Here is a 21,330-nt window from a genome sequence, read left to right on the forward strand (position 1 = left end):
TCCGGGGCGCACGCGTCACACGCGCGCCCCGGCCACGGCCGGCGTGAACTCCGCTGGAGTCCACGGCCACCGGCCGGGAGCCGTCCCTCCCGGCCGGAGTCTCAACGGGTCAGGCCCGCCCGGCGACGCGGGCCAGACGCTGTGCCTCCTCGCGCGTGGAGCGGGCGATGGCGTCCTCGTCGGCGGTGAGCAGACGGCCGTCCTCGACGATCTGACGGCCGTTCACGAAGGAGGCGGTGACCGGGGCCGCCGCGCCGAGGACCAGGGCGGTCACCGGGTCGGCGATGGAGGCGTGGGCGAGGGTGTCCATCCGCCACAGCACCAGGTCGGCAAGCTTGCCCGGCTCGAGCGAGCCGATCTGGCTCGCCCGGCCCAGGACCTGGGCGCCACCGTAGGTGCCCAGGCGCAGGGCCTGGCGGGCGTTCAGGGCCGCTTCCCGGTGAGCCCCGAGGCGGTTGATGAGCAGGGCGTTGCGCAGTTCGGTGTGGAGTTCGCCGGACTCGTTGGACGCCGTGCCGTCGACGCCGAGGCCGACCGGGACGCCGGCCGCGAGCATGTCGGGGACCCGGGCGATCCCCGCCGCGAGCCGGGCGTTGGAGGACGGGCAGTGGGCGACCCCGGTCCTCGTGCGGGCGAAGGCGTCGATGTCGGAGTCGTTCATGTGGACGCAGTGCGCCATCCACACGTCCTCGCCGAGCCAGCCGGTGGACTTGAAGTAGTCGGTCGGGCCCATGCCGAACAGCTCGTGGCAGAACTTCTCCTCCTCGACCGTCTCCGAGCCGTGGGTGTGCAGGCGCACGCCGAGCCGGCGCGCCAGCTCCGCGCCCTGACGGAGCAGTTCGGTGGAGACGGAGAAGGGGGAGCAGGGGGCGACGGCGACCTGGGTCATCGCGTCGAAGGAGGGGTCGTGGTGGCGCCGTACGGTCTCCTCCGTGGCGGTGAGGGCGCCCTCCAGGGTCTCGACGGCGAAGTCCGGGGGCAGACCGCCGTCCTTCTCGCTGCGGTCCATGGAGCCGCGGGCGAGGGTGAAGCGGACGCCCATGTCGCGGGCGGCGCCGATGATCGCGCCGGAGAGGTCGCCGGAGCCCCGCGGGAAGACGTAGTGGTGGTCCATGGCGGTGGTGACGCCGCCGCGGGCCATCATCGCCAGCGAGCCCTGCGCGGCGGCGCGGACCATCGGCTCGTCGATGCGGGCCCAGGTCGGGTAGAGGGCGACCAGCCAGTCGAAGAGGTTGTGGTCCGTGGCCAGGCCCCGGGTGATCCACTGGTAGAAGTGGTGGTGGGTGTTGACCAGACCCGGAGTGAGCAGGTGACCGGTGGCGTCGATGCGGCGGACGACGTTCTCCAGGCCCTGGGGGGCCCTGCCCGCGCCGACAGCCTCGATGCGGTTGCCGGCGATGACGACGTGACCGCTCGCGTGCTCGGTGTCGTGGGCGTCGACGGTCGCGATCGCACAGTTCTCGACGACGATGCGCCGGTCTGCTGCCATGGTTCGTCCTTTGCGCTGAGGTGGAGGGGGCACGGCAGGACCCCGGGAGATGTGAGTGCCGTGGCCGGGGCGGTTACCGGGTTCCCCGGCCACGGGTGCCGAAAGGGATGCGCCGCGGGATGCGGAGAGGTCAGAGGTTGGTGAGGTCCACCGGGATCCTCGGCTCGCAGCCGTCCCGCAGGACGGTGGCCTCGATCAGGCCGTAGGGGCGGTCGGCGGCGAAGTACACGGCTCCGTCGGCGGTGTCGTTCTTCAGCCCGAACGGCTCCAGGTCCACCAGGAAGTGGTGCTTGTTCGGGAGGGAGAAGCGCACCTCGTCGATCTCGCCGCGGTGCTCGATGATCCGCGCGCCCATCTGGTACAGCGTCTGCTGCAGCGAGAGCGAGTAGGTCTCGGCGAAGGCCTGGAGCATGTGCGTCCTGGTCTGCTCGTAGGACTCCTCCCAGTCGGGCATCTCCTGCTCGTCGTCGGACCAGCCGAAGCGCCAGCGGCCGGAGACCTCGGTGGCGAGGATGCGGTCGTAGGCCTCCTTGAGCGTCGTGTACTTGTCCTTGACGTAGCCCCAGAACTCGGAGTTGGTCGAGTTCATCACCACGAGGTCCTTCAGGCCGGAGACGACCTCCCACGACGCACCGTCGTAGGTGATCTGGGTCAGGCGGGTCTCCTGGCCCTTGCGCACGAAGGAGTGCCCGGCCTCGTCGGCGCCGGTGGCCTTCGCGCCGGCGCCGGAGGTCCCGATCCGCTCCCAGGCGTACTCCTCGATGCGGATCCGGGCCCGGTGGATGGGCTCCTGCGAGGTGACGAAGTGCCGGGCGAGGTGGATGCCGAACCGCTCGGCGGACTCGATGCCGTGCTCCTTGGCGAACGCGTACACCGTGTTCTTGGTGGTGTCCGTCGGCAGGACGTTGGCGTTGGACCCGGAGTAGTGGACCTCGTCCATGTCGCCGCTCAGCGACACGGAGACGTTCAGGTCCTTGATGTGGTGGGTGGCGCCGTCCCGCGTGATCCTGACGACTCGGTTCTCGGCCTTGCCGTACTGGTTCTGTCCCAGCAGCACGGGGCGGGCAGGGCGGGAATGGACGGTCATGTAGCTAGCTCCCTCGGTAAACGGAGTAGCCGAACGGGTTGAGCAGCAGCGGTACGTGGTAGTGCTCGCCGGGGTTCACGGCGAAGGTGATCGCCACCTCCGGGAAGAACACGGCACCGCTGTCCCGGTTCGCGGGGGCGTCCTGCTGCGCATCGGCTTGCTTCTTCGCGGTCTTCTCGAAGTACGGCTCCACCGCGAAGTCGAGCCGTACGTGGGTGGTCCCCTCCGGCAGGGCCGGGAGGTCCTTGCACCGGCCGTCCGTGTCGGTCGTGGAGCCGCCGAGCGCCCGCCACCGCGCGTCCCGGCCCGTACGGGCGGAGAGGTGGACGGCGACGCCCTCGGCGGGGCGGCCGACGGAGGTGTCCAGGATGTGCGTGGACACGGAGGCGGTGGTGCTGGTGCTCATGGTCGGGCGTCCTCTTCAGTCGTCTTCGACGAGTCGTGCCAGGCGGATACGGTTGATCTTGCCCAGCTCGGTGCGGACGATCTCCCGCTCCCGCTCCGGCGCGTTGCCGATCCGCTCCCTGACGGCGTCGCGCATCTGCTCGCCGGTGCGGCCGGTGGCGCAGATCAGGAAGACGTGGCCGAACCTCTCCTGGTAGGCGAGGTTCAGTTCGAGCATCTCCGCCTTCAGCTCCTCGGAGGCGCCGGCCATGCCGCGCTGTTCGCGGGCCGAGGCCGGGTCGCCGGGCCGGGGACGGCCGATCGGGGGGTGCCCGGCCATCGCCTCGTCGAGATCCTCGGCGGTCAGCTCCGCCACGGCCGCGTCGCTCGTGGCGTACAACTCGTCGGCGGTGTCGTAGGGGCGGGCCGCGAGCAGGTGCTTCGCCCAGGCCGTGGAGGCGCAGACCTCGTGGAGCACGGCCAGGGCCGCGGACTCCTCGAGGTCGTTGACGCGGGCCAGGCCCGGGGGCGGGGAAGTGGACGTCACGGGAGCCTCCGTGGCCGCGAACGGCCGTCGTGCTGAACGGGCTGGGGCCAGCTAACGCCCTCCCACGACACGACGTCAACACTTTGTTGAAAATTCGGGGGGCGAGGGTGACGGAACCCGGGCCCCCGCACGATGGCCCCGGGGCGGCGGCCCCGCCGAACTTCGTCGGCAGCCGGCCCAGTGGCCGCCCTCAGCTCTCCTTCTCGCGGTTCAGGTAGTTGTAGACGGTGAACCGGCTCACCCCGAGCGCGCTCGCCACGGTCTCCACGCCGTGCCGTACGGAGAAGGCGCCGCGTGCCTCGAGTGCCCGCACGACCTCCTGCTTCGCCTTGCGGTCCAGGTCGGCGAGCGGCTTGCCCTTCTTGCGCTCCATGGCGGCCAGGATGTGGTCGAGGGAGTCGGCGAGCTGCGGCAGCCGGACGGCGACGGCGTCGGCGCCCTCCCAGGAGAGGACGACGTCGTCGGGGCCGGCCTCGTCGGGCGGGAGGATCTCCCCGCCCATGGCGTCGACGAGCGGCTTGACGGCGGCGATGAAGGTCTCCTGCCCGGTCCCGGTCACTCGCCCTCCCCGAGGACGTTGACCTGGAGCGAGATCCGGGTGGCGCCGGCCTTGAGGGTCTTGCGCAGCAGGGCGTCCACGGCGGTGAGGACCTCGTCGGCACCGCCCTCCACGGTGTTGCCGAAGGGGCCGACGTCCACCGCGTCCAGTTCGGCCGCCTCCACGACCTCGCGGGCCACCAGCGCGTGCGCGGGCGCCTCGTCGAGATCGAAGGGCTCGGTCGTGAATTCCACTCGCAGTCGCACTGTGCCCCCATGGCATCCGCTCCGGCCGGCGCGTTCCGCCAGGTCCGCGGTCGGGGACGGGTCCGCCCCGGCCGTTCGCTGACGACCATAACCGACCGGTGCCCCGCATCCGCCCGTGACGGAAAGCCGGGTTCGCCGCGACGGAACCCCCGCGTCTCCCCGTAGAGCAGAGCAGATGACCGATTCCGCGCAGGGAGGGGACCGCAGACATGGCGACGCGGGCAGCCAGACGGAGCAGGGGAACGGCGATCGCGGTGGCGGCCATGGCCGCGCTGACCGCCTCGCAGGCGCCGGGGGCGGTGACCGCGCGGGCCTCGCAGCCCGCGCCGGAGGCGCCCGTCGAGCGCGGGCCGAGCGTGTCCGGCGACACTCCGTACCGCACGGAGCTCCCGCCGCTGCGGGCCCCGGAGCGGGAGGCCGGGCAGAGGGCGGCCGAGGCGGAGCCCGTCGCCGGGGCGCTGCCGGCGAGCGTGTTCACCGCGTACCGCCGGGCCGAGGACGTACTGGCGCGGACCGACCCGGGGTGCGGTCTGCGCTGGCAGCTGCTGGCCGCGATCGGCCAGGTGGAGTCCGGGCAGGCGCGCGGCGGACGGGTCGCGGCGGACGGCACGACGCTGACGCCGATCCTCGGCCCGCGGCTGGACGGCAACGGTTTCGCCGAGATCCGGGACACCGACGGCGGTGCCCACGACGGCGACACGGCGTACGACCGTGCGGTCGGCCCGATGCAGTTCATCCCGTCGACCTGGGCGGTCTGGGGCGCGGACGGCAACGACGACGGCCGCGCCGACCCGAACAACGTGCACGACGCCGCGCTCGCCGCCGGGCGCTACCTGTGCGCGGGCGACCGGGACCTGTCCCTGCCCGGCGACCTGGATCGCGCGATCCTCGGCTACAACCAGTCCCTGGCCTACCTGCGGACGGTCCGGGCCTGGTACGCGTACTTCCTCGACGGCCACCGGGTCGTTCCCGACGCCGCCGCCTCCCCGGCCGAGCCGTCCCCGGCGCCGTCCCGGACCGCGTCCGCCACGCCCTCGCCGAAACCGTCACCACGGCCGGAACGGCGCGGCGCCTCGCCCGCGCCGGCGGCACCGGCCGCGCCGTCCTCGCCCTCCCCCGGCCCGTCCCGTACGGCGATCGCGCCCGCCGAGCCGGAGGAGCCCGTGGCCCCGCTCCCCGGCACCGGCGTCGACCTGCCCCCGGACGAGGCGCTGCCGCTGGTCGGGGGTGATGACGGACCGTTGCCGACTCGATAGCGGCGGCCCCCTCCACAACCGCGGATACTCGGCGGTAATGTCGCCACCCGCCGGGAAGCACCGGTCCGGCGGGTGAGCGCGAAGGGGCCTTCATGGCGACGACGGACATGCCTGCGGAGATGGAGATACAGGCGGCCCACGACCGTTGGCAGCGTATGTGGTGCCATCGCGAGCACCTGCTCAAGGTGGCGCGCCGCAGGTCGGTGAGCCTGGAGGACGCCGAGGACGCGGTGCACGAGGCGATGCTGCGCGCCGCGGAGCGCCCGGACCTGGACGACGAGCGGCTGGCCGCCTGGCTGACCACGGTGACGATGCGACTGTGCGTCGACCGCCACCGCCAGGTCAGCCGGGAGGCCGAGGTCCACCGCAGTCCCACGCTGGTGGAGCCGGGCCCGGTGCCGGTCGACGAAGTGGTGTGCGACCGGGCCGAGGCCAAGTGGCTCGCCGTGCGCAGCGGGGAACTGCCCGCCCGCCAGGCGGAGGCGCTGCGGCTGAAGTCGGAGGACCTGGACGTCAACCAGGTCGCCGTCCGGATGGGCCTGAGCTACCGGACCGTCGAGTCGCTGCTGGCCCGCGCCCGGCGGACGCTGCGCAACTCGCTCGCCGGCACGCTGGGCCTCGCCCTGTTCCTGTCCGGGCGCGGCAGGCCGCGGGCGGGCGGCCACGCCCAGGCCGTGGCGGTGGCGTCGACGGCGGCGACCCTGGTGGTGGCCGGGTTCGCCCTGCCGTACGTCCACGACTGGGACGGTCGGGGCACGGGGCCGCAGCCCTCCGTCTCGCCGGCCCCGGAGGCCTGGCAGTGGCCGTACAGCGAGGACCGTGTGCGGCCCTCGGACGGGCACGGGCGTCCGGTGGCCCCGACGCCCGCGGCTCCGCGGGCGACGCCGGCCCCCGGCGAGCGGCCGCTGCTGCCGCTGTCGGTGCCGTCCCTGCCGGAGGTCGAGCTGTCCCCGGCGCCGGAGCTGCCCGCTCCCGAGGTGCCGGACGTCGTACCGCAGGTGCCGGACCTCCCTGTCGCCCCCCAGGCCCCGGACGCGATCGACCTCCCGCAGACCGTGCCGGACCTCCCCGCTCCGCCCGAGGTCATGGACACCCCGGACGCCCCGGACCTTCCGGAGGCCCCCGCGCTGCCCTCCGTCCCGGTGAGCGCACTGCCGTAGCCCTCCTCGAAAAAAAATCCGGATCCGTCGCGACGGACGCCCCGCCCCTCCCCGTAGAGCAGATGTCAAAGCTGCTCCACAGCCGGCTGAAGGGTGGACCGGATGGGTGTCGAGATCTGCGTGGAGGGACTGACCAAGTCCTTCGGTCACCAGGTCATCTGGCAGGACGTCTCGCTGACGCTGCCCGCCGGGGAGGTCTCGGTCATGCTCGGCCCCTCGGGGACGGGCAAGTCGGTGTTCCTCAAGACGCTCGTCGGGCTGCTGAAGCCGGAGCGCGGCTCGATCACGATCCAGGGCCGGGACATCACCCGGCTGCGCGAGCACGAGCTGTACGAGGTGCGCAAGCTGTTCGGCGTGCTGTTCCAGGACGGCGCGCTGTTCGGGTCGATGAACCTGTACGACAACATCGCCTTCCCGCTGCGCGAGCACACCCGCAAGCCCGAGAGCGAGATCCGGCGCATCGTGCTGGAGAAGATGGACATGGTCGGGCTGATCGGCGCCGAGGAGAAGCTGCCCGGCGAGATCTCCGGCGGGATGCGCAAGCGGGCCGGGCTGGCGAGGGCGCTGGTGCTCGACCCGGAGATCATCCTCTTCGACGAGCCGGACTCGGGTCTCGATCCGGTGCGCGTCGCGTACCTCAACCAGCTGATCGTCGACCTGAACGCACAGATCGACGCGACCTTCCTGATCGTCACGCACGACATCGCCTCGGCGCGCCAGGTCCCGGACAACATCGGGCTGCTGTTCCGCCGTGAGCTGGTCGTGTTCGGACCCCGCGAGAAGCTGCTGACCAGTGACGAGCCCGTCGTGCGGCAGTTCCTGAACGGCCGGATGCAGGGGCCGATCGGCATGGCGGAGGAGAAGGACGCCGCCCAGGTCGAGCAGGAGCTGGCCCAGCTCGGCGAAGGCGAAGGCGGTGGCGGTGGCGGTGGCAAGGGCAGCGGAACTCCCGGCGGCCAGGCACTGACTCCCCGTCTGCTGCCGGGCCCCGGCATCACCCGGCCGCCCCGCTGGGAGGCGATCGCGAGACGGGAGACCGAACTGCACCGGAAGGAGGTGGCGGACGCGTGAGCCTGTCTCCGACCGGGGCGCTGCGGCAGTCGGGCAACCTGTTCGCGATGGCCCTGGACATCCTGCGGACCCTGCCCCGACGGCCGTTCCAGGTACGGGAGTTCATCCAGCAGGCGTGGTTCATCGCGTCCGTGACGATCCTGCCCACCGCGCTCGTCTCGATCCCCTTCGGCGCGGTGATCGCGCTCCAGATCGGCAGCCTGACCCGGCAGCTCGGCGCGCAGTCGTTCTCGGGTGCCGCCTCGGTGCTGGCCGTGCTGCGGGAGGCTTCGCCGATCGTCACCGCGCTGCTCATCGCCGGTGCGGGCGGCACCGCGATCTGCGCGGACCTCGGGGCGCGGAAGATCCGCGAGGAGATCGACGCGATGCAGGTGCTCGGCATCGACCCGATCCACCGGCTGGTGGTGCCGCGCGTGCTGGCGTCGATGGTGGTCGCGGTGCTGCTCAACGGCCTGGTGTCGGTGGTCGGTGTCGCGGGCGGCTACTTCTTCAACGTCGTCCTCCAGGACGGCACGCCCGGCGCCTACCTCGCCTCCTTCACCACGCTCGCCCAGCTGTCCGACCTGTGGGCGGCCGAGGTCAAGGCGCTGGTGTTCGGGGCGATCGCCGCGATCGTCGCCTCCTACAAGGGGCTGACCGCGAAGGGCGGCCCGAAGGGCGTCGGCGATGCCGTCAACCAGTCCGTGGTGATCACTTTCATGCTGCTGTTCGTGACGAACTTCGTGATGACCGCGGTGTACTTCCAGGTCGTCCCGCAGAGGGGTTAGCACATGAGACTTCTCGAACGCCCCCTGCGCTCCCTGGAGGAGCTGGGTACCCAACTCACCTTCTACGGCCGCTCGCTGGCCTGGACCGGGCGCACCCTGCGCCGCTACAAGAAGGAGATCCTGCGGCTGCTGGCCGAGGTGAGCTTCGGCCGGGGCGCGCTCGCCGTGGTCGGCGGCACGGTCGGCGTGATCGCCTTCCTGTCGTTCTTCACCGGCACCGAGGTCGGCCTCCAGGGCTACGCCGCCCTCAACCAGCTCGGCACGTCCAACTTCGTGGCGTTCCTGTCGGCGTACTTCAACACCCGCGAGATCGCCCCGCTGGTGGCCGGGCTCGCGCTGTCCGCGACCGTCGGCGCCGGGTTCACCGCGCAACTCGGCGCGATGCGGATCAGCGAGGAGACGGACGCCCTGGAGGTGATGGGCGTTCCCTCGCTGCCGTTCCTGGTGACCACGCGCATGATCGCCGGCTTCGTCGCGGTGATCCCGCTGTACGTCGTCGGGCTGCTGTCCTCGTACCTCGCCGCCCGGACCATCACCACCGGCTACTACGGGCAGTCGACCGGCACGTACGACCACTACTTCCACCAGTACCTGCCGCCCGTCGACGTGTTCTGGTCGTTCGGCAAGGTGATCGTCTTCGCCGTGCTGATCATCCTGGTGCACTGCTACTACGGCTACTACGCGAGCGGCGGCCCGGCGGGCGTCGGCGTCGCGGTGGGCCGCGCGGTGCGCACCTCCATCGTCGCCATCAACGTCGTGGACTTCTTCCTGTCCCTGGCGATCTGGGGCGCCAACACGACCGTACGGATCGCGGGGTGACGTCGATGAGAGTGCTGAGACTGCGGCTGTACGGAGTCGCCTTCATCGCGGTGATGGCGCTGCTGCTGTCGCTGGCCGTGGCCGTCTACCAGCAGGCGTTCACACCCGTCGTGCGGATCACGCTGGAGGCCGACAGCCTCGGCAACCAGCTCGACCGGCGCGCGGACGTCAAGCTGCGCGGACTGCTCGTCGGGGAGGTGCGCGAGGTGCGCGCGGACGGCGCGAAGGCGACGCTCGACATCGCGCTCAAGCCGGAGCACGTGCGGTTCATCCCGGCGGACGTGCACGCGCGGCTGCTGCCGAAGACGCTGTTCGGCGAGAAGTACGTCGACCTGGTCGTGCCGCGCGGTTCGTCCGGCCGGGCCATCCGCGCGGGCGACGTCATCACCCAGGACCGCACGCGGGTCGGCATGGAGCTGCAACAGCTGATGAACGACCTGCTGCCGCTGCTGCGGACCGTGCGACCGGGCGAACTCAACGCCACCCTCTCGGCGTTCGCGGGCGCGCTCGAAGGACGCGGCGACCGGATCGGCGACAACCTCAGCCGCGTGGAGGCCTATCTGCGGCGCCTCAACCCGCACCTGCCCTCTCTGAAGGAGGACATCTCGCGGTTCGCGGACGTCGCCGAGATGTACGGGGACGCGGCGCCCGACCTGATGGCGATCCTGCGCAACACCGTCACCACCAGCCGCACGATCGTCGAGAAGCGGGACCGGCTGGCCGCCGCGCTCACCTCGACCACCGGCGTCGCGGGCACCGCGGAGGACTTCCTGGACACCAACGGGGACCGGCTGATCACCCTCGGCCAGGTCTCCCGGCCCACGCTGGAGCTGTTCGCCCGCTACTCGCCCCAGTACCCGTGCCTGCTGGAGGGGCTGGTCCGGCAGGAGAAGGTGTCGGAGGAGGCGTTCCGGGGCGGGAAGATGCGGATCACCCTCGAAGTCGTCCGCCAGCGGCCCGCGTACGAACCGGGCGAGGAACCGCGCTACGGCGAGCGGTCCGGGCCCAACTGCCGGGGCCTGCCCCACCCGACGGTGCCCGCACCACCCACCAAGCTCGACGACGGTACGAAGTCAGGGAGGGCCGGCAGTGTGCTGCCCGCAGGGGTCAACGTGTCCGCCACCGAGGCCGAGCAGCGGGCGGTCGGCTCGCTCGTGGCACCCGTCATGGGCGTACCGGTGGACGAGGTGCCGCCCGTCGCGACCCTGCTGTTCGGGCCCATGGCCCGTGGGACGGCGGTGAGCGTCGCATGAGCGTGAAGACGACGGCAGCGCGGCAGACCGCCGCGCCCCTGGTCAAGTTCAGCCTCTTCGCGGTGGTGACGGTCCTGGCGACCACCCTGCTCGCCGCCACCATCGTCAACCTCGACTTCACCCCGGAGCACACGTATCGCGCGGTGTTCAGCGACGTCACGGGCCTGGAGGAAGGCGACGACATCCGGGTCGCCGGGGTGCGGGTCGGCGAGGTCGAGGACATCCGGATCAAGGACCGGACGCTGGCGGAGGTCGACTTCACGGTCAGCTCGGACCGGCCGCTGCTCACCAGCACCGGCGCGGTGGTCCGCTACCGGAGCCTGGTCGGGCAGCGGTACATCGCGCTGACCGAGGGCACCGGCGACGGCACCCGGCTGCCGCCCGGCGGGCGCATCCCGCTGTCGAGGACCCAGCCGGCGCTGGACCTCAACGTGCTGCTGAACGGCTTCAAGCCGCTGTTCGCCGCACTCAGTCCGCAGGACGTCAACCAGCTCGCCACCGAGATCATCAAGACGCTCCAGGGCGAGGGCGGCACCGTGAACAGCCTGCTCGCGCACACGGCGTCGCTCACCACCACACTCGCCGGGCGCGACCAGCTGATCGGATCCGTGATCGACAACCTCAACGCCGTCCTGGAGACGCTCGACAAGCGCGGCGGCCGGTTCTCCAGCCTGCTCAAGCAGCTGCGGCGGGTGATCTCCGGTCTGTCCGCCGACCGCAAGCCCCTCGGCGAGTCCCTGGTGAGCATCGGCGACCTGACGGAGGCCACCTCCGGACTGCTCGCGGACGCCCGCCCGCCGCTCAAGGACGACATCGCCGAGCTGACCGAGCTCACCGGAACGCTGAACGACAACGAGAAGACCGTGGAGGGCGTGCTGAAGCGGCTGCCGAACAAGCTCAACGAGCTGACCGGGACGGCGTCCTACGGCTCGTGGTTCAACTTCTACCTCTGCGACTTCGACGGCCGGATCGTGCTGCCGAAGACGCGGCAGGTGCTCACTCCGGAGCTGCATGTGGCGCGGGCGAGGTGCGGCGCATGAGCATCCGCATCGTGCCGCGCGGGACGCGGCGCCGCCGCCCCGAGCCCCTGATGAAGGTGCGCATCCTGCCACCGAAGCTGCCGAGGATCAGGCTGCGCCGGAAGGCGGGCCGACCACGCCTGAAGCCGTTCCGGGACCGCAACCCCGTGGTCGTCGGCGCGGTCGGGCTCACCACCCTCGCGCTGCTGACGGCGGCCGCGTTCAACGCCGACAGCCTTCCGGTGATCGGCGGCGGCGACACCTACAGCGCCGCCTTCGCGGAGGCGGGCGGGCTCAAGCCGGGCGACGAGGTGCGCATCGCCGGGGTCAAGGTCGGCAAGGTCGAGGAGGTCGACCTCGACGGCGACCACGTCAAGGTGACCTTCAAGATCAAGGGCGACCCGGAGTTCGGCACCACGACCGGCGCGTCGATCCGGGTGAAGACGATCCTCGGGGCGAAGTACCTGGCCCTGCACCCCGAGGGGCCGGGCCGGCTCGCGCCCGGCAGTGAGATCCCGCTGAAGCGGACGGTCCCGGCGTACGACGTCGTGCAGGCGTTCAGCGACCTCACGACCACCACGGAGGAGGTCGACACCGAGCGGCTGGCCACCGCCCTGGACACGATCTCCACCACCTTCGAGGACTCCCCCGAGGAGGTGCGGGCCTCCATCAAGGGCCTGTCGGAGATCTCCAGGACGGTCGCCGAGCGGGACAAGGAGCTGCGCGGGCTGCTCGACCACGCCAACGGCGTGACGGGGGTGCTGGCCGAGCGGTCCGCGGACTTCACGGCGCTGGTCGGCGACGGCGAGAAGCTGTTCAAGGAGATCAGCAAGCGGCGCAAGGCCATCCACAAGCTGCTCACCACCTCGGCCGCGCTCGGCATCCAGCTCTCCGGGCTGGTCGAGGACAACGACAAGGAGATCGGGCCCGCGCTCAAGGGCCTGAACCGCGTCGTCGGGATGCTCGAACGGAACCAGTCGAGCCTGGACCGGAGCATCAAGCTGCTCGCACCGTATGTGCGCGTGTTCACCAACACCCTCGGCAACGGCCGTTGGTTCGACAGCTACGTCCAGAACATGGTCGCCGCTCCGGTGGTGCCGCGGACGGGAGGCGACCGGTGAAGAAGCCCAGGATCACCAGGCGCTGGGCGGTCGTCGTCGTTCTCGCCCTCGTCGCCGGCGCCGCGTTCGCGGTGTGGCCGCGGTCGGAGACCGTGCGGGTCACCGCGTACTTCCCGCGCACCGTCGGCATCTACCCCGGCTCCGACGTCCGGGTCCTCGGCGTCCGGATCGGCGAGGTCGCAGAGATCACGCCGCAGGGCGAACGGGTGCGGGTGGTGCTGGAGTACGACGCGGACCGCAAGGTCCCGGCGGGCGCCCAGGCCGCCATCATCAACTCCTCGGTGGTCAGCGACCGCTACGTGCAGCTGCTGCCGGTGTACCGCGAGGGCCCGGCGCTGCGGGACGGCGCCGTCATCCCCGAGTCGCGCACGGCCGTCCCCGTGGAACTGGACCGTGTCTTCGACAGCCTGCACACCACGTCCGAGGCGCTCGGCCCGAAGGGGGCCAACGAGGACGGCTCGCTGGCGCGGCTGCTCGGGGTGAGCGCGGACAACCTGGACGGCCAGGGCGAGGACATCCACCAGACGGTCGAGGACCTGTCGCTGGCGGTCACCACGCTCTCCGACGGCCGGAGCGATCTGTTCGGCACCGTGCGGAACCTCCAGGTGTTCACCGCGGCGCTGGCGGCCGACGACAAGAGCGTGCGGTCGTTCAACACCACCCTCGCCAAGGTCGCCGGCCAGCTCGCCGAGGAACGCAAGGACCTGGCGGAGGCCCTGAAGCACCTGGGGACGGCGCTCGGCGACGTGTCCGGCTTCGTGAAGAAGAACAAGGAGTCACTGACCTCGAACGTGAAGGGGCTCAGCAAGGTCACCGAGGTGCTCGTCACCCAGCGGGCGGCGCTGGAGGAGCTGCTGGAGGTCGCCCCGACGGGCCTGTCGAACCTCCAGAACGCCGGCAACCCGTCCTCCGGCACCCTCGACACCCGCAACAACCCCGACCATCCGCAGGACCCGGCGGCGCTGCTGTGCTCCATCCTGCGCACGACCGGGGACGAGGGCGGCAAGAACCCCGACTGCCGGGAGCTGGAGAAGCTGTTCGACTCCCTGCCCGAGGTGCCGAAGGCCCCGGCCGTGCCGAGCACGGGCACGGTCGACCGGACGCTGGGCGGAATCCTGGAGGCCGACGCATGAGCGGGATCCCCACGAGGAGGGCCGTCGCCTGGGCGGCGGCCGGCTCGCTGCTGCTGTCCGGCTGCCAGTTCGACGGCTGGTACGACGTGCCGCTGCCCGGAGGCGCCGCCGCGGACGGTGACGCGTACCGGGTCACCGTCGAGTTCCGCGACGTCCTGGACCTGGTGCCGCAGTCCGCGGTGAAGGTCAACAACGTCACCGTGGGCGCCGTCGAGAAGGTGGAGCTGGACGGCTGGCACGCCAAGGTGCGGCTGCGGGTCGCCGACTCGGTGAAGCTGCCCGGCAACGCGGTCGCCGAGCTGCGGCAGACGAGCATGCTCGGCGAGAAGTACGTGGCGCTGACCTCCCCCGTGGGCACCGCGCCCGTCGGCCGGCTCCGCGACGGCGACCGGATCCCGCTGGCCCGCAGCGGCCGGAACCCGGAGATCGAGGAGGTGCTGTCCGCGCTGTCCGCGCTGCTCAACGGCGGCGGCGTGGCCCAGCTCAAGACGATCACCGTGGAGCTGAACAAGGCGCTGGCGGGCCGGGAGAACCGGGTCAAGGGGCTGCTGAAGGAGCTGAACACGTGCCTCGGCGGCCTGGACGGGCAGCGCAAGGAGATCGTCCGCGCCCTCGAGGGCATCGACCGGCTCGCCAAGCGGCTGGCGAAGGAGAAGAAGACCATCGCCGTGGCCGTCGACACGCTGCCGCCCGCGCTGAAGGTCCTCGCCGACCAGCGACGGGATCTGACCAAGATGCTCACGGCCCTGTCCGACCTCGGCAAGACGGGCACGAAGGTCGTGAACGCGTCGCACGACGACACGGTCGCCAACCTCAAGGCGCTGCGGCCGATCCTCGCCCAGCTCAACAAGGCGGGCAACGACCTGCCCAACTCGCTGGAGCTGCTGACCACTTACCCGTTCCCCCGGAACGCCGTGGACGCCATCAAGGGCGACTACGTCAACCTGGCGGTGACCGCCGACCTCGATCTGTCGAGCATCTACGGCAACCTCGCCGACGAGCCCGACGGGAGCGAGGACTCCCCGAAGACACCCGGCCTCCCGGACACGCCGGAGCTGCCGGACCTCCCGGAGGTGCCCGGCGTGCCGCAGCCCAGCCTGCCGGGCACCCCGGGCCTGCCGGACACGCCCGTCGAGCCGTCGGCACCCTCCGGCGACGGCGGCGGCGACGGCGGCCCGCTGTGCCCGCCCGTGTGCACCGGCACGCAGGCCGCGTACGAGGACGGGCGCACCGCCGACGGTCTCCCGCCGGGCATCGACCTCGCGCTCGCGGAGCTCTTGCTGAAGGGGATACTGCCGTGATCACACGTACGGTCAAGGCACAGCTGCTGGCCTTCGCCACCGTCACCGCGGTGGGGGTGTCCTACGTCGGCGCCGAGTACACGGGCCTGGTGGACGGGCTGCTCGGCCGCGGCTACACCGTGCGGGCCGACTTCGCCGACTCCGGGGGCATCTACACCGGCGCCGAGGTCACCTACCGCGGGGTGCCGGTGGGCCGGGTCGGCGCACTGCGGCTGAGCGGCGACGGCGGCGTCTCGGTGGCGCTGGAGATCGAGGACGGCTCGCCGGGCATCCCGGCGGACACGCTCGCCGTGGTGGCGAACCGTTCGGCGGTGGGCGAGCAGTACGTCGACCTCCAGCCGCGCCGGACGGACGGCCCGTATCTGCTGGAGGGCAGCACGATCCCGCGCGGCAGGACCCGGGTGCCGCTGCCCGCCACGGACATGGTGGTGAGCCTGGACCGGCTGGTGAAGTCGGTGGGCAAGGACGACCTGCGGGTCACCGTGGACGAGTTGGGCAAGGCGTTCGCCGGAACGGGGCCGCACCTCGGCCGGCTGGTCGACTCGGGCAACGCGCTCGTCGAGTCGGCGTCCGAGGCGCTGCCGGAGACGATCGACCTCATCGAGGACTCGCGGACGGTCCTGAAGACGCAGGCCGACCAGGGTTCGGCGATCACGTCGTTCTCGCGTGATCTCGCCGCGTTCACCGCGCAGTTGAAGGCGAGCGACGGGGACCTGCGCAAACTGATCGGCAACGCGACGCCGGCCGCCCACGAGGTGAACTCGCTGCTGAAGTCGACCGGCCCCCGGCTGTCGGTGCTGCTGGCGAACCTGATCAGCGGCGGTCAGGTCACGCTGGCCCGGCTGCCCGGCGTGGAACAGGCCCTGGTCACCTTCCCGGTGGTGGTCTCCGACAGCTACACCGTCCTCCCCGGCGACGGCACCACCCACTTCGGGCTGGTGGTCAACGCCGACGACCCGTCGGCGTGCACGCAGGGATACGGCACCCCGCGACGCGACCCGGCGGACACCAGCACCCGCCCGGCGAACACCGGGGCGCGCTGCACGGAGCCGCGCGGCAGCGACACCTCGGTGCGGGGCGCGCAGAACGCGCCCGGCGCGCGGTCCGGCCCGGATGGCGCCGACCGGGCCGCGTACGTCTCGCCGTACGACCCGCAGACCGGTCTCGCCACGGGGCCGGACGGAAGATCCGTCGAGATCGGCTCGACGGGCGGCCAGCAGGCCGTGTTCGGAAAGGAGTCCTGGCAATGGCTGCTCGTCGGACCGATGGCGTGAACGGGAGCCTGTTCGCGGTGGTGCTGAGCTCGTCGGCACGGCTGGTACGGCCGCTGCGGCGGCTGCTGGCCGGGCGGGCGGACACCCGTGGCCGGGGCCTCGTGCGCGCCCGGCTGCTGCCGGCGGGGCTGGTGGCGGCGACGGTGCTGACGACGGCGGCGGCCGTCTGGCTGAGCGTGCGGGTGTACGAGCAGCGCCAGACGGATCAGCGCCGCCAGGACATCCTCGCGGCGGCCCGCCAGTCGGCGCTGAACTTCACCTCGCTCGACTACCGGCACTACGACCGGGACAGCGGGAACGTGCTCAAGGGCGCCACGGGCGACTTCAAGGAGCAGTTCGCGGCGCAGACCGCCGAGCTGACCAAGCTGGTCGCGCAGAACAAGTCGGTGTCCGAGGGCCAGGTCCTGGAGGCGGGCATCGTCCGGGCGGACGAGCGTTCGGCCCGCGTGCAGGTGGTCGCCGACAGCAAGGTCACCAATGTCGCCGTGCCCGGGGGCGAGGCCCGCACGTACCGCCTGCAACTCGACCTCGTCCTGGAGAACGGCCGCTGGCTGACGTCCGACGTGGAGTTCGTCGGCTGACTCGCCACCCGCCCCCCGATGTACGACCAGTAAGGAGAACGACCGTGGCGAACCTGACTTCCAAGCCCCGCGGCTCCGGCTCGCCCACCCGGCGCACCCTGAGCGCGGCGGCCCGGGCGGCGGCCAAGCGTGCGGAGCGCGCCGAGCGGCTCCACGAGAACGAGACGAACGGGGCCGACGGGGCGGACGAGGCGAAGGAGCCGCGGCGGGCCGAGGACCAGACGTCCGGGCGCACCGTGCTCATCGAGCCGCCGGACGGCTGGGACGACCCGCCGGAGCCGCGACCGGACTCCGCGGAGGACGACGACGTGCTGCCGGCCCGCCCGGGGCGGGGGCGCAGGCTGCTGACGGCGTCCCTCGCGCTGCTCCTCCTGGCCGGCCTGGTCGCGGTGGCCGTACTCGGGTGGCAGTACCGCGAGGGGCGGGCGACCGAGGAGGCCCGCCGGCAGGCGCTCGCGGCGGCGCGTGAGGCGGCGCCCGTCGTGCTGTCGTACGACCACCGTCACCTGGACCGCGATTTCGCCCGGGCGCGCGCCCTGCTGACCGGGAAGTTCCGCGGCGAGTACGGCAGGACGACGAAGGCGGTGGTGGGGCCGACCGCCGAGAAGTACGACGGGGTGGTGAAGGCGACGGTGGTGGAGCCGCCCGGCGGTGGCGCCCCGGCGGCCTCGGTGGTGTCGGCCTCGCCGGACCGGGTCGTCGTGCTGCTCTTCGTCAACCAGGTCACCGAGAGCACTCAGGTCACGGGGTCCCGCGTGGATCTGAACCGGGTGCGGATGACGATGTCCCGTACCTCCGCCGGCTGGAAGGTGAGCGCCGTCGACGCCCTCTGACCTGCACCCCGGCGAGCCCCCGCGCGAGATCGCGCGGGGGCTCTCTGCGTTCCCGGCTCTTGACAGCCGTCCCCGAAGAGAGGCAGTCTTCCATTAAGCAGAAACCAAGTTCCACGATACGAAATTCACGCATGGAAGGGAGCGCCGGCCCCATGGGATTCGCAGAGCAGCGCTTCAACGTCAACCTGTCGATCCTCTTCACGGAACTCCCGCTCCTGGAGCGCCCCGCGGCCGCCGCCGCGGCCGGCTTCACCGCGGTCGAGCTGTGGTGGCCCTGGACCGACTCCCCGACGCCCGAGCGGTCCCGGCTCGACGCCCTGAAGAAGGCGATCGAGGACGCGGGCGTCCAGCTCACCGGCCTGAACTTCTACGCCGGACGGCTGCCCGGCCCGGACCGCGGCGCCCTGTCCGTCCCGGGCGAGGAGTCGGAGAGGTTCCGCGCCAACATCGACGTGGCCGCCGGCTTCGCCCAGTCGCTCGGCTGCCGGGCGCTCAACGCGCTGTACGGCAACCGCGTCGAGGGCGTGGACCCCGGCAAGCAGGACGCGCTCGCGCTGGAGAACCTGGCCCTCGCCGCCCGGGCCGCCGACCGGATCGGCGCGATCCTGCTGATCGAGGCGCTGAACCGGCCCGAGTCACCGCGGTACCCGCTGGTCTCGGCGCCGGCCGCCGTCGGCGTCGTCGACAGGGTCAACGAGGCCACCGGCCTCGGCAACGCGCGCTTCCTCATGGACCTCTACCACCTGTCCATGAACGGCGAGGACCTGCCGTCGGTGATCGATCGGTACGCCGCGAGGACCGGTCACGTCCAGATCGCCGACAACCCCGGCCGCGGCGCCCCGGGCACCGGGTCGCTCCCGCTGGAGGACCTGCTCGACCGGCTGCGGAAGGCCGGTTATGACGGCTGGACCGGCCTCGAGTACAAGCCGGGCGACCGCCCGAGCGCCGAGGCCTTCGCATGGCTGCCGGCCGAGGCCCGCGCGGCCCGCTGACCTTCCCCCGCACCGCTTGCAGAGAGGTACCCCCATGAGTCTCCCCAAGATCGCCTGGATCGGCCTCGGCATCATGGGCTCCCCCATGTCCGAGAACCTGATCAAGGCGGGCTACGACGTCACCGGCTTCACCCTGGAGCAGGAGAAGCTCGACCGCCTCGCCGCGGCCGGCGGCACGGCGGCGACGTCCCTCGCCGAGGCCGTCCGCGACGCCGACGTCGTCGTCACGATGGTGCCCGCCTCCCCACAGGTCGAGGCCGTCGCGTACGGCCCCGACGGCATCCTGGAGAACGCCAGGCCCGGCACGCTGCTGATCGACATGTCCTCGATCACCCCGCAGACCTCGATCGATCTGGCGAAGGCGGCGAAGGACAAGGGCATACGCGTCCTGGACGCACCCGTGTCCGGCGGTGAGGCAGGCGCCGTCGAGGCGGTGCTGTCCATCATGGTCGGCGGCGAGCAGGCCGACTTCGACCGGGCGAAGCCGCTCTTCGAGGCGCTCGGCAGGACCGTCGTGCTGTGCGGTCCGCACGGCTCCGGCCAGACCGTGAAGGCCGCCAACCAGCTGATCGTGGCCGTGAACATCCAGGCGTGCGCCGAGGCCGTGGTCTTCCTGGAGAAGTCGGGCGTGGACCTGAGGGCCGCGCTGGACGTCCTGGGCGGCGGACTGGCCGGGTCGACCGTGCTGACGCGCAAGAAGGACAACTTCCTGAACCGCGACTTCCGGCCCGGCTTCCGCATCGACCTGCACCACAAGGACATGGGCATCGTCACGGACGCCGCCCGCGACGTCGGCGCGGCCCTGCCCGTCGGCGCCGTGGTCGCGCAGCTCGTGGCGAGCCTGCGCGCGCAGGGCGACGGCGGCCTCGACCACTCGGCGCTGCTGCGGAGCGTGGAGCGCCTGTCCGGCGCGCGGGTCTGACCCCTGCGAGACCTCCGGGCGGCGCCGCCGCCGACACTTGTCCTGTCGCGCCCAAGGTGGCGGCGCCGCCCGGAACCACACACCGGACGTCAACGAAACCGTTGTCGCCCGGTTCACGGTCCCCGCCCCGCGCGAGGACCGGCCCCCCGGCTCGCGCACGGGATCCGACGGGAGGTCGTGATCCGGTGCGCGCGGCCCGCCGCCACCGCGCCGTCCGGGATGAGGGGTGGTCGCACGGCACGCGGCGGGCAGGGTGAGGACCGCGGCGGCGTGCGAGCCAGTGCGGTGGTGAAGGAACGCGGTGCTCCTCTCGACCAGAGGGAGGACACCGGCGGCTCCGTCGCATCCGCCGCGGTCCCCGCCCACGGCACCCCCGGACCCCGTCCGGCGGCGCGAACGTCCCGTCGCGCCCGGCCTCGCGCCGTCGGACGGCCACCGCCCCGGCCCGGGGCGGGGTCCGGCCGTCCCGGCGTGCGGATCCGTCCCGGCCGCAGCAGCCTGAAGGCATGGGCAATCCGACGCAGAACCCGCACATCGTGGTCCACGCCCCGGCCCTGGACGGCTCCCGCCGGGTCACCGCGGGTGACGTCCCCCTGGGGATCGCCACGCATCTCGACGACGTGGTCGAGATCCTCCGGCTGGCCGACCTGGACGAGATCGACGTGGAGGAGAGCGACCTCGTCGAGTGGCAGGGCGGCGGCCCGGAGGACTGGCCGGGGCTGTCGGAGCACCACTCACAGCAGGAGACGTAGGCCGGGTACGCCAACCTCAAATCAACCTCTGAACATGGTTCAGCGGGCTTCAACCACCCCTGCTCGAGGGCACATTGTGGTCACGCGGGGTCCGCCGGCACGGGGGCGGCGGATCCCGCCCCAGGGGGTGTGCCATGAGCGCGGACAGGACCGTGCGGCTTAAGCCGCACGAGGTCGCACTGCTGCGGGGCGGCCCCCGCGCCGCCGTCACGGTGGCCGTGGTCGCCCTGCACCTGCGGGGCGCCGTCGAGGCGGGCCGGCCCGGCAGACTGCGGACCTCGGGAGCGTCCACCGAGGCTGCCGGGCAGGCCCCGCCTCCGCTTCCGCCCCTCGCCGAGGCCGTGTACGCGGCGCTCGGCCGGCCCGCGGGCCCGGCGGACGTACTGGACCACGCCGGCGTCCGGTCGGAACTCGCCGGACTGCGCGCCGGCCTGAAGTCCGCGGGCTTCCTGCGCGCCCTCCCGCCCCACCGCACCCGGGCCGCCCGGCGGCTGCTCGACGCCCTGGACGCCGAGCACCCGCTGCCCACGAGCCGCAGGGGCCTGTCGACGTCCGGCATCCTGATGGCGGTGGCCCTGCACGGCGGACCGGCCCTGCACGTCCTGGTCCCGCGCTTCGCCCTGCGGGCGGGGCTGGTCGCCCGGGCCGAGGTGACGGAGGACAGGGGTTTCCACTCGCGCTCGCCCCGGGGCGGCGGCACCGGCGGTGTGGCGTACTCCTGCGGGGGCGGAGGCGGCGGCTCCGACTGAGCAGGCGTGCGAGAGG

23 protein-coding genes are annotated in these 21,330 nt (G+C 72.3%); 17 read left to right on the forward strand and 6 right to left on the reverse strand.

What is annotated here, in order from left to right; all coding sequences use genetic code 11:
* Positions 1-109 precede the first annotated feature (109 nt).
* The 6 genes from ACF1A1_RS18855 to ACF1A1_RS18880 form a co-directional block, all read right to left on the reverse strand.
* Positions 110-1,489: an 8-oxoguanine deaminase gene (locus ACF1A1_RS18855; protein WP_392001084.1), complete on the reverse strand. Its 1,380-nt coding sequence runs from the start codon at positions 1,487-1,489 to the stop codon at positions 110-112.
* A 130-nt stretch (positions 1,490-1,619) separates the two neighbouring features.
* Entirely contained in the window at positions 1,620-2,576 is a 957-nt protein-coding gene (gene pucL, locus ACF1A1_RS18860; protein ID WP_392001085.1) for a factor-independent urate hydroxylase, read from the reverse strand.
* Positions 2,577-2,580: 4 nt separating this feature from the next.
* Positions 2,581-2,982 (reverse strand): hydroxyisourate hydrolase, encoded by a 402-nt coding sequence (gene uraH / locus ACF1A1_RS18865; RefSeq protein WP_392001086.1) that lies wholly within the window; start codon positions 2,980-2,982, stop codon positions 2,581-2,583.
* A gap of 15 nt (positions 2,983-2,997) precedes the next feature.
* Positions 2,998-3,507, reverse strand: coding sequence for a 2-oxo-4-hydroxy-4-carboxy-5-ureidoimidazoline decarboxylase (uraD, locus tag ACF1A1_RS18870; protein ID WP_392001087.1), 510 nt, complete (start codon positions 3,505-3,507; stop codon positions 2,998-3,000).
* A gap of 190 nt (positions 3,508-3,697) precedes the next feature.
* A complete protein-coding gene (locus ACF1A1_RS18875; protein WP_392001088.1) occupies positions 3,698-4,066 on the reverse strand; it encodes a helix-turn-helix domain-containing protein in 369 nt (122 codons plus the stop codon).
* The gene (locus ACF1A1_RS18880; RefSeq protein ID WP_392001089.1) at positions 4,063-4,311 is read right to left on the reverse strand and encodes a thiamine-binding protein; all 249 of its coding nucleotides are present in this window, start codon (positions 4,309-4,311) and stop codon (positions 4,063-4,065) included. Before ACF1A1_RS18880 ends, ACF1A1_RS18875 begins: the two co-directional genes overlap by 4 nt.
* Positions 4,312-4,520: 209 nt before the next feature.
* On the opposite strand from ACF1A1_RS18880, the gene ACF1A1_RS18885 reads away from it, so the two are divergent.
* The 17 genes from ACF1A1_RS18885 to ACF1A1_RS18965 all read left to right on the forward strand — a co-directional run bounded on the left by ACF1A1_RS18885 (position 4,521) and on the right by ACF1A1_RS18965 (position 21,314).
* A complete protein-coding gene (locus ACF1A1_RS18885) occupies positions 4,521-5,567 on the forward strand; it encodes a lytic transglycosylase domain-containing protein (RefSeq protein WP_392001090.1) in 1,047 nt (348 codons plus the stop codon).
* Between the two features lie 92 nt (positions 5,568-5,659).
* Positions 5,660-6,727 carry a sigma-70 family RNA polymerase sigma factor gene (locus ACF1A1_RS18890; protein WP_392001091.1) on the forward strand — a complete coding sequence of 356 codons (1,068 nt, stop codon included), beginning with the start codon at positions 5,660-5,662 and terminating at the stop codon, positions 6,725-6,727.
* Between the two features lie 102 nt (positions 6,728-6,829).
* A complete protein-coding gene (locus ACF1A1_RS18895; protein WP_392001092.1) occupies positions 6,830-7,798 on the forward strand; it encodes an ABC transporter ATP-binding protein in 969 nt (322 codons plus the stop codon).
* Entirely contained in the window at positions 7,795-8,565 is a 771-nt protein-coding gene (locus tag ACF1A1_RS18900) for an MlaE family ABC transporter permease (RefSeq protein WP_392001093.1), read from the forward strand. Before ACF1A1_RS18895 ends, ACF1A1_RS18900 begins: the two co-directional genes overlap by 4 nt.
* 3 nt (positions 8,566-8,568) lie before the next feature.
* The gene (locus tag ACF1A1_RS18905; protein WP_392001094.1) at positions 8,569-9,384 is read left to right on the forward strand and encodes an MlaE family ABC transporter permease; all 816 of its coding nucleotides are present in this window, start codon (positions 8,569-8,571) and stop codon (positions 9,382-9,384) included.
* A 5-nt stretch (positions 9,385-9,389) separates the two neighbouring features.
* Positions 9,390-10,637 carry an MCE family protein gene (locus tag ACF1A1_RS18910; RefSeq protein WP_392001096.1) on the forward strand — a complete coding sequence of 416 codons (1,248 nt, stop codon included), beginning with the start codon at positions 9,390-9,392 and terminating at the stop codon, positions 10,635-10,637.
* The gene (locus tag ACF1A1_RS18915) at positions 10,634-11,677 is read left to right on the forward strand and encodes an MCE family protein (RefSeq protein WP_392001097.1); all 1,044 of its coding nucleotides are present in this window, start codon (positions 10,634-10,636) and stop codon (positions 11,675-11,677) included. Before ACF1A1_RS18910 ends, ACF1A1_RS18915 begins: the two co-directional genes overlap by 4 nt.
* The gene (locus ACF1A1_RS18920) at positions 11,674-12,777 is read left to right on the forward strand and encodes an MCE family protein (RefSeq protein WP_392001098.1); all 1,104 of its coding nucleotides are present in this window, start codon (positions 11,674-11,676) and stop codon (positions 12,775-12,777) included. Before ACF1A1_RS18915 ends, ACF1A1_RS18920 begins: the two co-directional genes overlap by 4 nt.
* On the forward strand, positions 12,774-13,910 hold the full coding sequence (locus ACF1A1_RS18925; RefSeq protein ID WP_392001099.1) for an MCE family protein: 1,137 nt from the start codon (positions 12,774-12,776) through the stop codon (positions 13,908-13,910). Before ACF1A1_RS18920 ends, ACF1A1_RS18925 begins: the two co-directional genes overlap by 4 nt.
* A complete protein-coding gene (locus tag ACF1A1_RS18930) occupies positions 13,907-15,211 on the forward strand; it encodes an MCE family protein (RefSeq protein ID WP_392001100.1) in 1,305 nt (434 codons plus the stop codon). Before ACF1A1_RS18925 ends, ACF1A1_RS18930 begins: the two co-directional genes overlap by 4 nt.
* On the forward strand, positions 15,208-16,485 hold the full coding sequence (locus ACF1A1_RS18935) for an MCE family protein (RefSeq protein WP_392001102.1): 1,278 nt from the start codon (positions 15,208-15,210) through the stop codon (positions 16,483-16,485). Before ACF1A1_RS18930 ends, ACF1A1_RS18935 begins: the two co-directional genes overlap by 4 nt.
* Positions 16,458-17,066 carry a hypothetical protein gene (locus tag ACF1A1_RS18940; protein ID WP_392001104.1) on the forward strand — a complete coding sequence of 203 codons (609 nt, stop codon included), beginning with the start codon at positions 16,458-16,460 and terminating at the stop codon, positions 17,064-17,066. Before ACF1A1_RS18935 ends, ACF1A1_RS18940 begins: the two co-directional genes overlap by 28 nt.
* Positions 17,067-17,110: 44 nt before the next feature.
* Positions 17,111-17,899: a hypothetical protein gene (locus tag ACF1A1_RS18945; RefSeq protein WP_392001105.1), complete on the forward strand. Its 789-nt coding sequence runs from the start codon at positions 17,111-17,113 to the stop codon at positions 17,897-17,899.
* A gap of 152 nt (positions 17,900-18,051) precedes the next feature.
* Positions 18,052-18,891, forward strand: coding sequence for a TIM barrel protein (locus tag ACF1A1_RS18950; RefSeq protein ID WP_392001106.1), 840 nt, complete (start codon positions 18,052-18,054; stop codon positions 18,889-18,891).
* A 34-nt stretch (positions 18,892-18,925) separates the two neighbouring features.
* Positions 18,926-19,813 (forward strand): 2-hydroxy-3-oxopropionate reductase, encoded by an 888-nt coding sequence (locus tag ACF1A1_RS18955; protein WP_392001107.1) that lies wholly within the window; start codon positions 18,926-18,928, stop codon positions 19,811-19,813.
* Positions 19,814-20,319: 506 nt separating this feature from the next.
* Positions 20,320-20,565, forward strand: a complete 246-nt coding sequence (locus ACF1A1_RS18960; RefSeq protein WP_392001109.1) for a hypothetical protein — start codon at positions 20,320-20,322, stop codon at positions 20,563-20,565.
* Between the two features lie 74 nt (positions 20,566-20,639).
* Positions 20,640-21,314: a TIGR04222 domain-containing membrane protein gene (locus ACF1A1_RS18965; RefSeq protein WP_392001111.1), complete on the forward strand. Its 675-nt coding sequence runs from the start codon at positions 20,640-20,642 to the stop codon at positions 21,312-21,314.
* Positions 21,315-21,330: the final 16 nt, after the last annotated feature.

The organism is Streptomyces sp. NPDC014995, assembly GCF_043080745.1.
GTDB lineage: Bacteria > Actinomycetota > Actinomycetes > Streptomycetales > Streptomycetaceae > Streptomyces.

Excerpts from the sequence above, each read along its gene's own strand:
- ACF1A1_RS18855 (WP_392001084.1), bottom strand. The coding sequence starts at position 1,489 with ATGGCAGCAGACCGGCGCATCGTCGTCGAGAACTGTGCGATCGCGACC.
- pucL (WP_392001085.1), bottom strand. The coding sequence starts at position 2,576 with ATGACCGTCCATTCCCGCCCTGCCCGCCCCGTGCTGCTGGGACAGAAC.
- uraH (WP_392001086.1), bottom strand. The coding sequence starts at position 2,982 with ATGAGCACCAGCACCACCGCCTCCGTGTCCACGCACATCCTGGACACC.
- ACF1A1_RS18885 (WP_392001090.1), top strand. The coding sequence starts at position 4,521 with ATGGCGACGCGGGCAGCCAGACGGAGCAGGGGAACGGCGATCGCGGTG.
- ACF1A1_RS18890 (WP_392001091.1), top strand. The coding sequence starts at position 5,660 with ATGGCGACGACGGACATGCCTGCGGAGATGGAGATACAGGCGGCCCAC.
- ACF1A1_RS18895 (WP_392001092.1), top strand. The coding sequence starts at position 6,830 with ATGGGTGTCGAGATCTGCGTGGAGGGACTGACCAAGTCCTTCGGTCAC.
- ACF1A1_RS18905 (WP_392001094.1), top strand. The coding sequence starts at position 8,569 with ATGAGACTTCTCGAACGCCCCCTGCGCTCCCTGGAGGAGCTGGGTACC.
- ACF1A1_RS18910 (WP_392001096.1), top strand. The coding sequence starts at position 9,390 with ATGAGAGTGCTGAGACTGCGGCTGTACGGAGTCGCCTTCATCGCGGTG.
- ACF1A1_RS18915 (WP_392001097.1), top strand. The coding sequence starts at position 10,634 with ATGAGCGTGAAGACGACGGCAGCGCGGCAGACCGCCGCGCCCCTGGTC.
- ACF1A1_RS18920 (WP_392001098.1), top strand. The coding sequence starts at position 11,674 with ATGAGCATCCGCATCGTGCCGCGCGGGACGCGGCGCCGCCGCCCCGAG.
- ACF1A1_RS18930 (WP_392001100.1), top strand. The coding sequence starts at position 13,907 with ATGAGCGGGATCCCCACGAGGAGGGCCGTCGCCTGGGCGGCGGCCGGC.
- ACF1A1_RS18940 (WP_392001104.1), top strand. The coding sequence starts at position 16,458 with ATGGCTGCTCGTCGGACCGATGGCGTGAACGGGAGCCTGTTCGCGGTG.
- ACF1A1_RS18950 (WP_392001106.1), top strand. The coding sequence starts at position 18,052 with ATGGGATTCGCAGAGCAGCGCTTCAACGTCAACCTGTCGATCCTCTTC.
- ACF1A1_RS18955 (WP_392001107.1), top strand. The coding sequence starts at position 18,926 with ATGAGTCTCCCCAAGATCGCCTGGATCGGCCTCGGCATCATGGGCTCC.
- ACF1A1_RS18960 (WP_392001109.1), top strand. The coding sequence starts at position 20,320 with ATGGGCAATCCGACGCAGAACCCGCACATCGTGGTCCACGCCCCGGCC.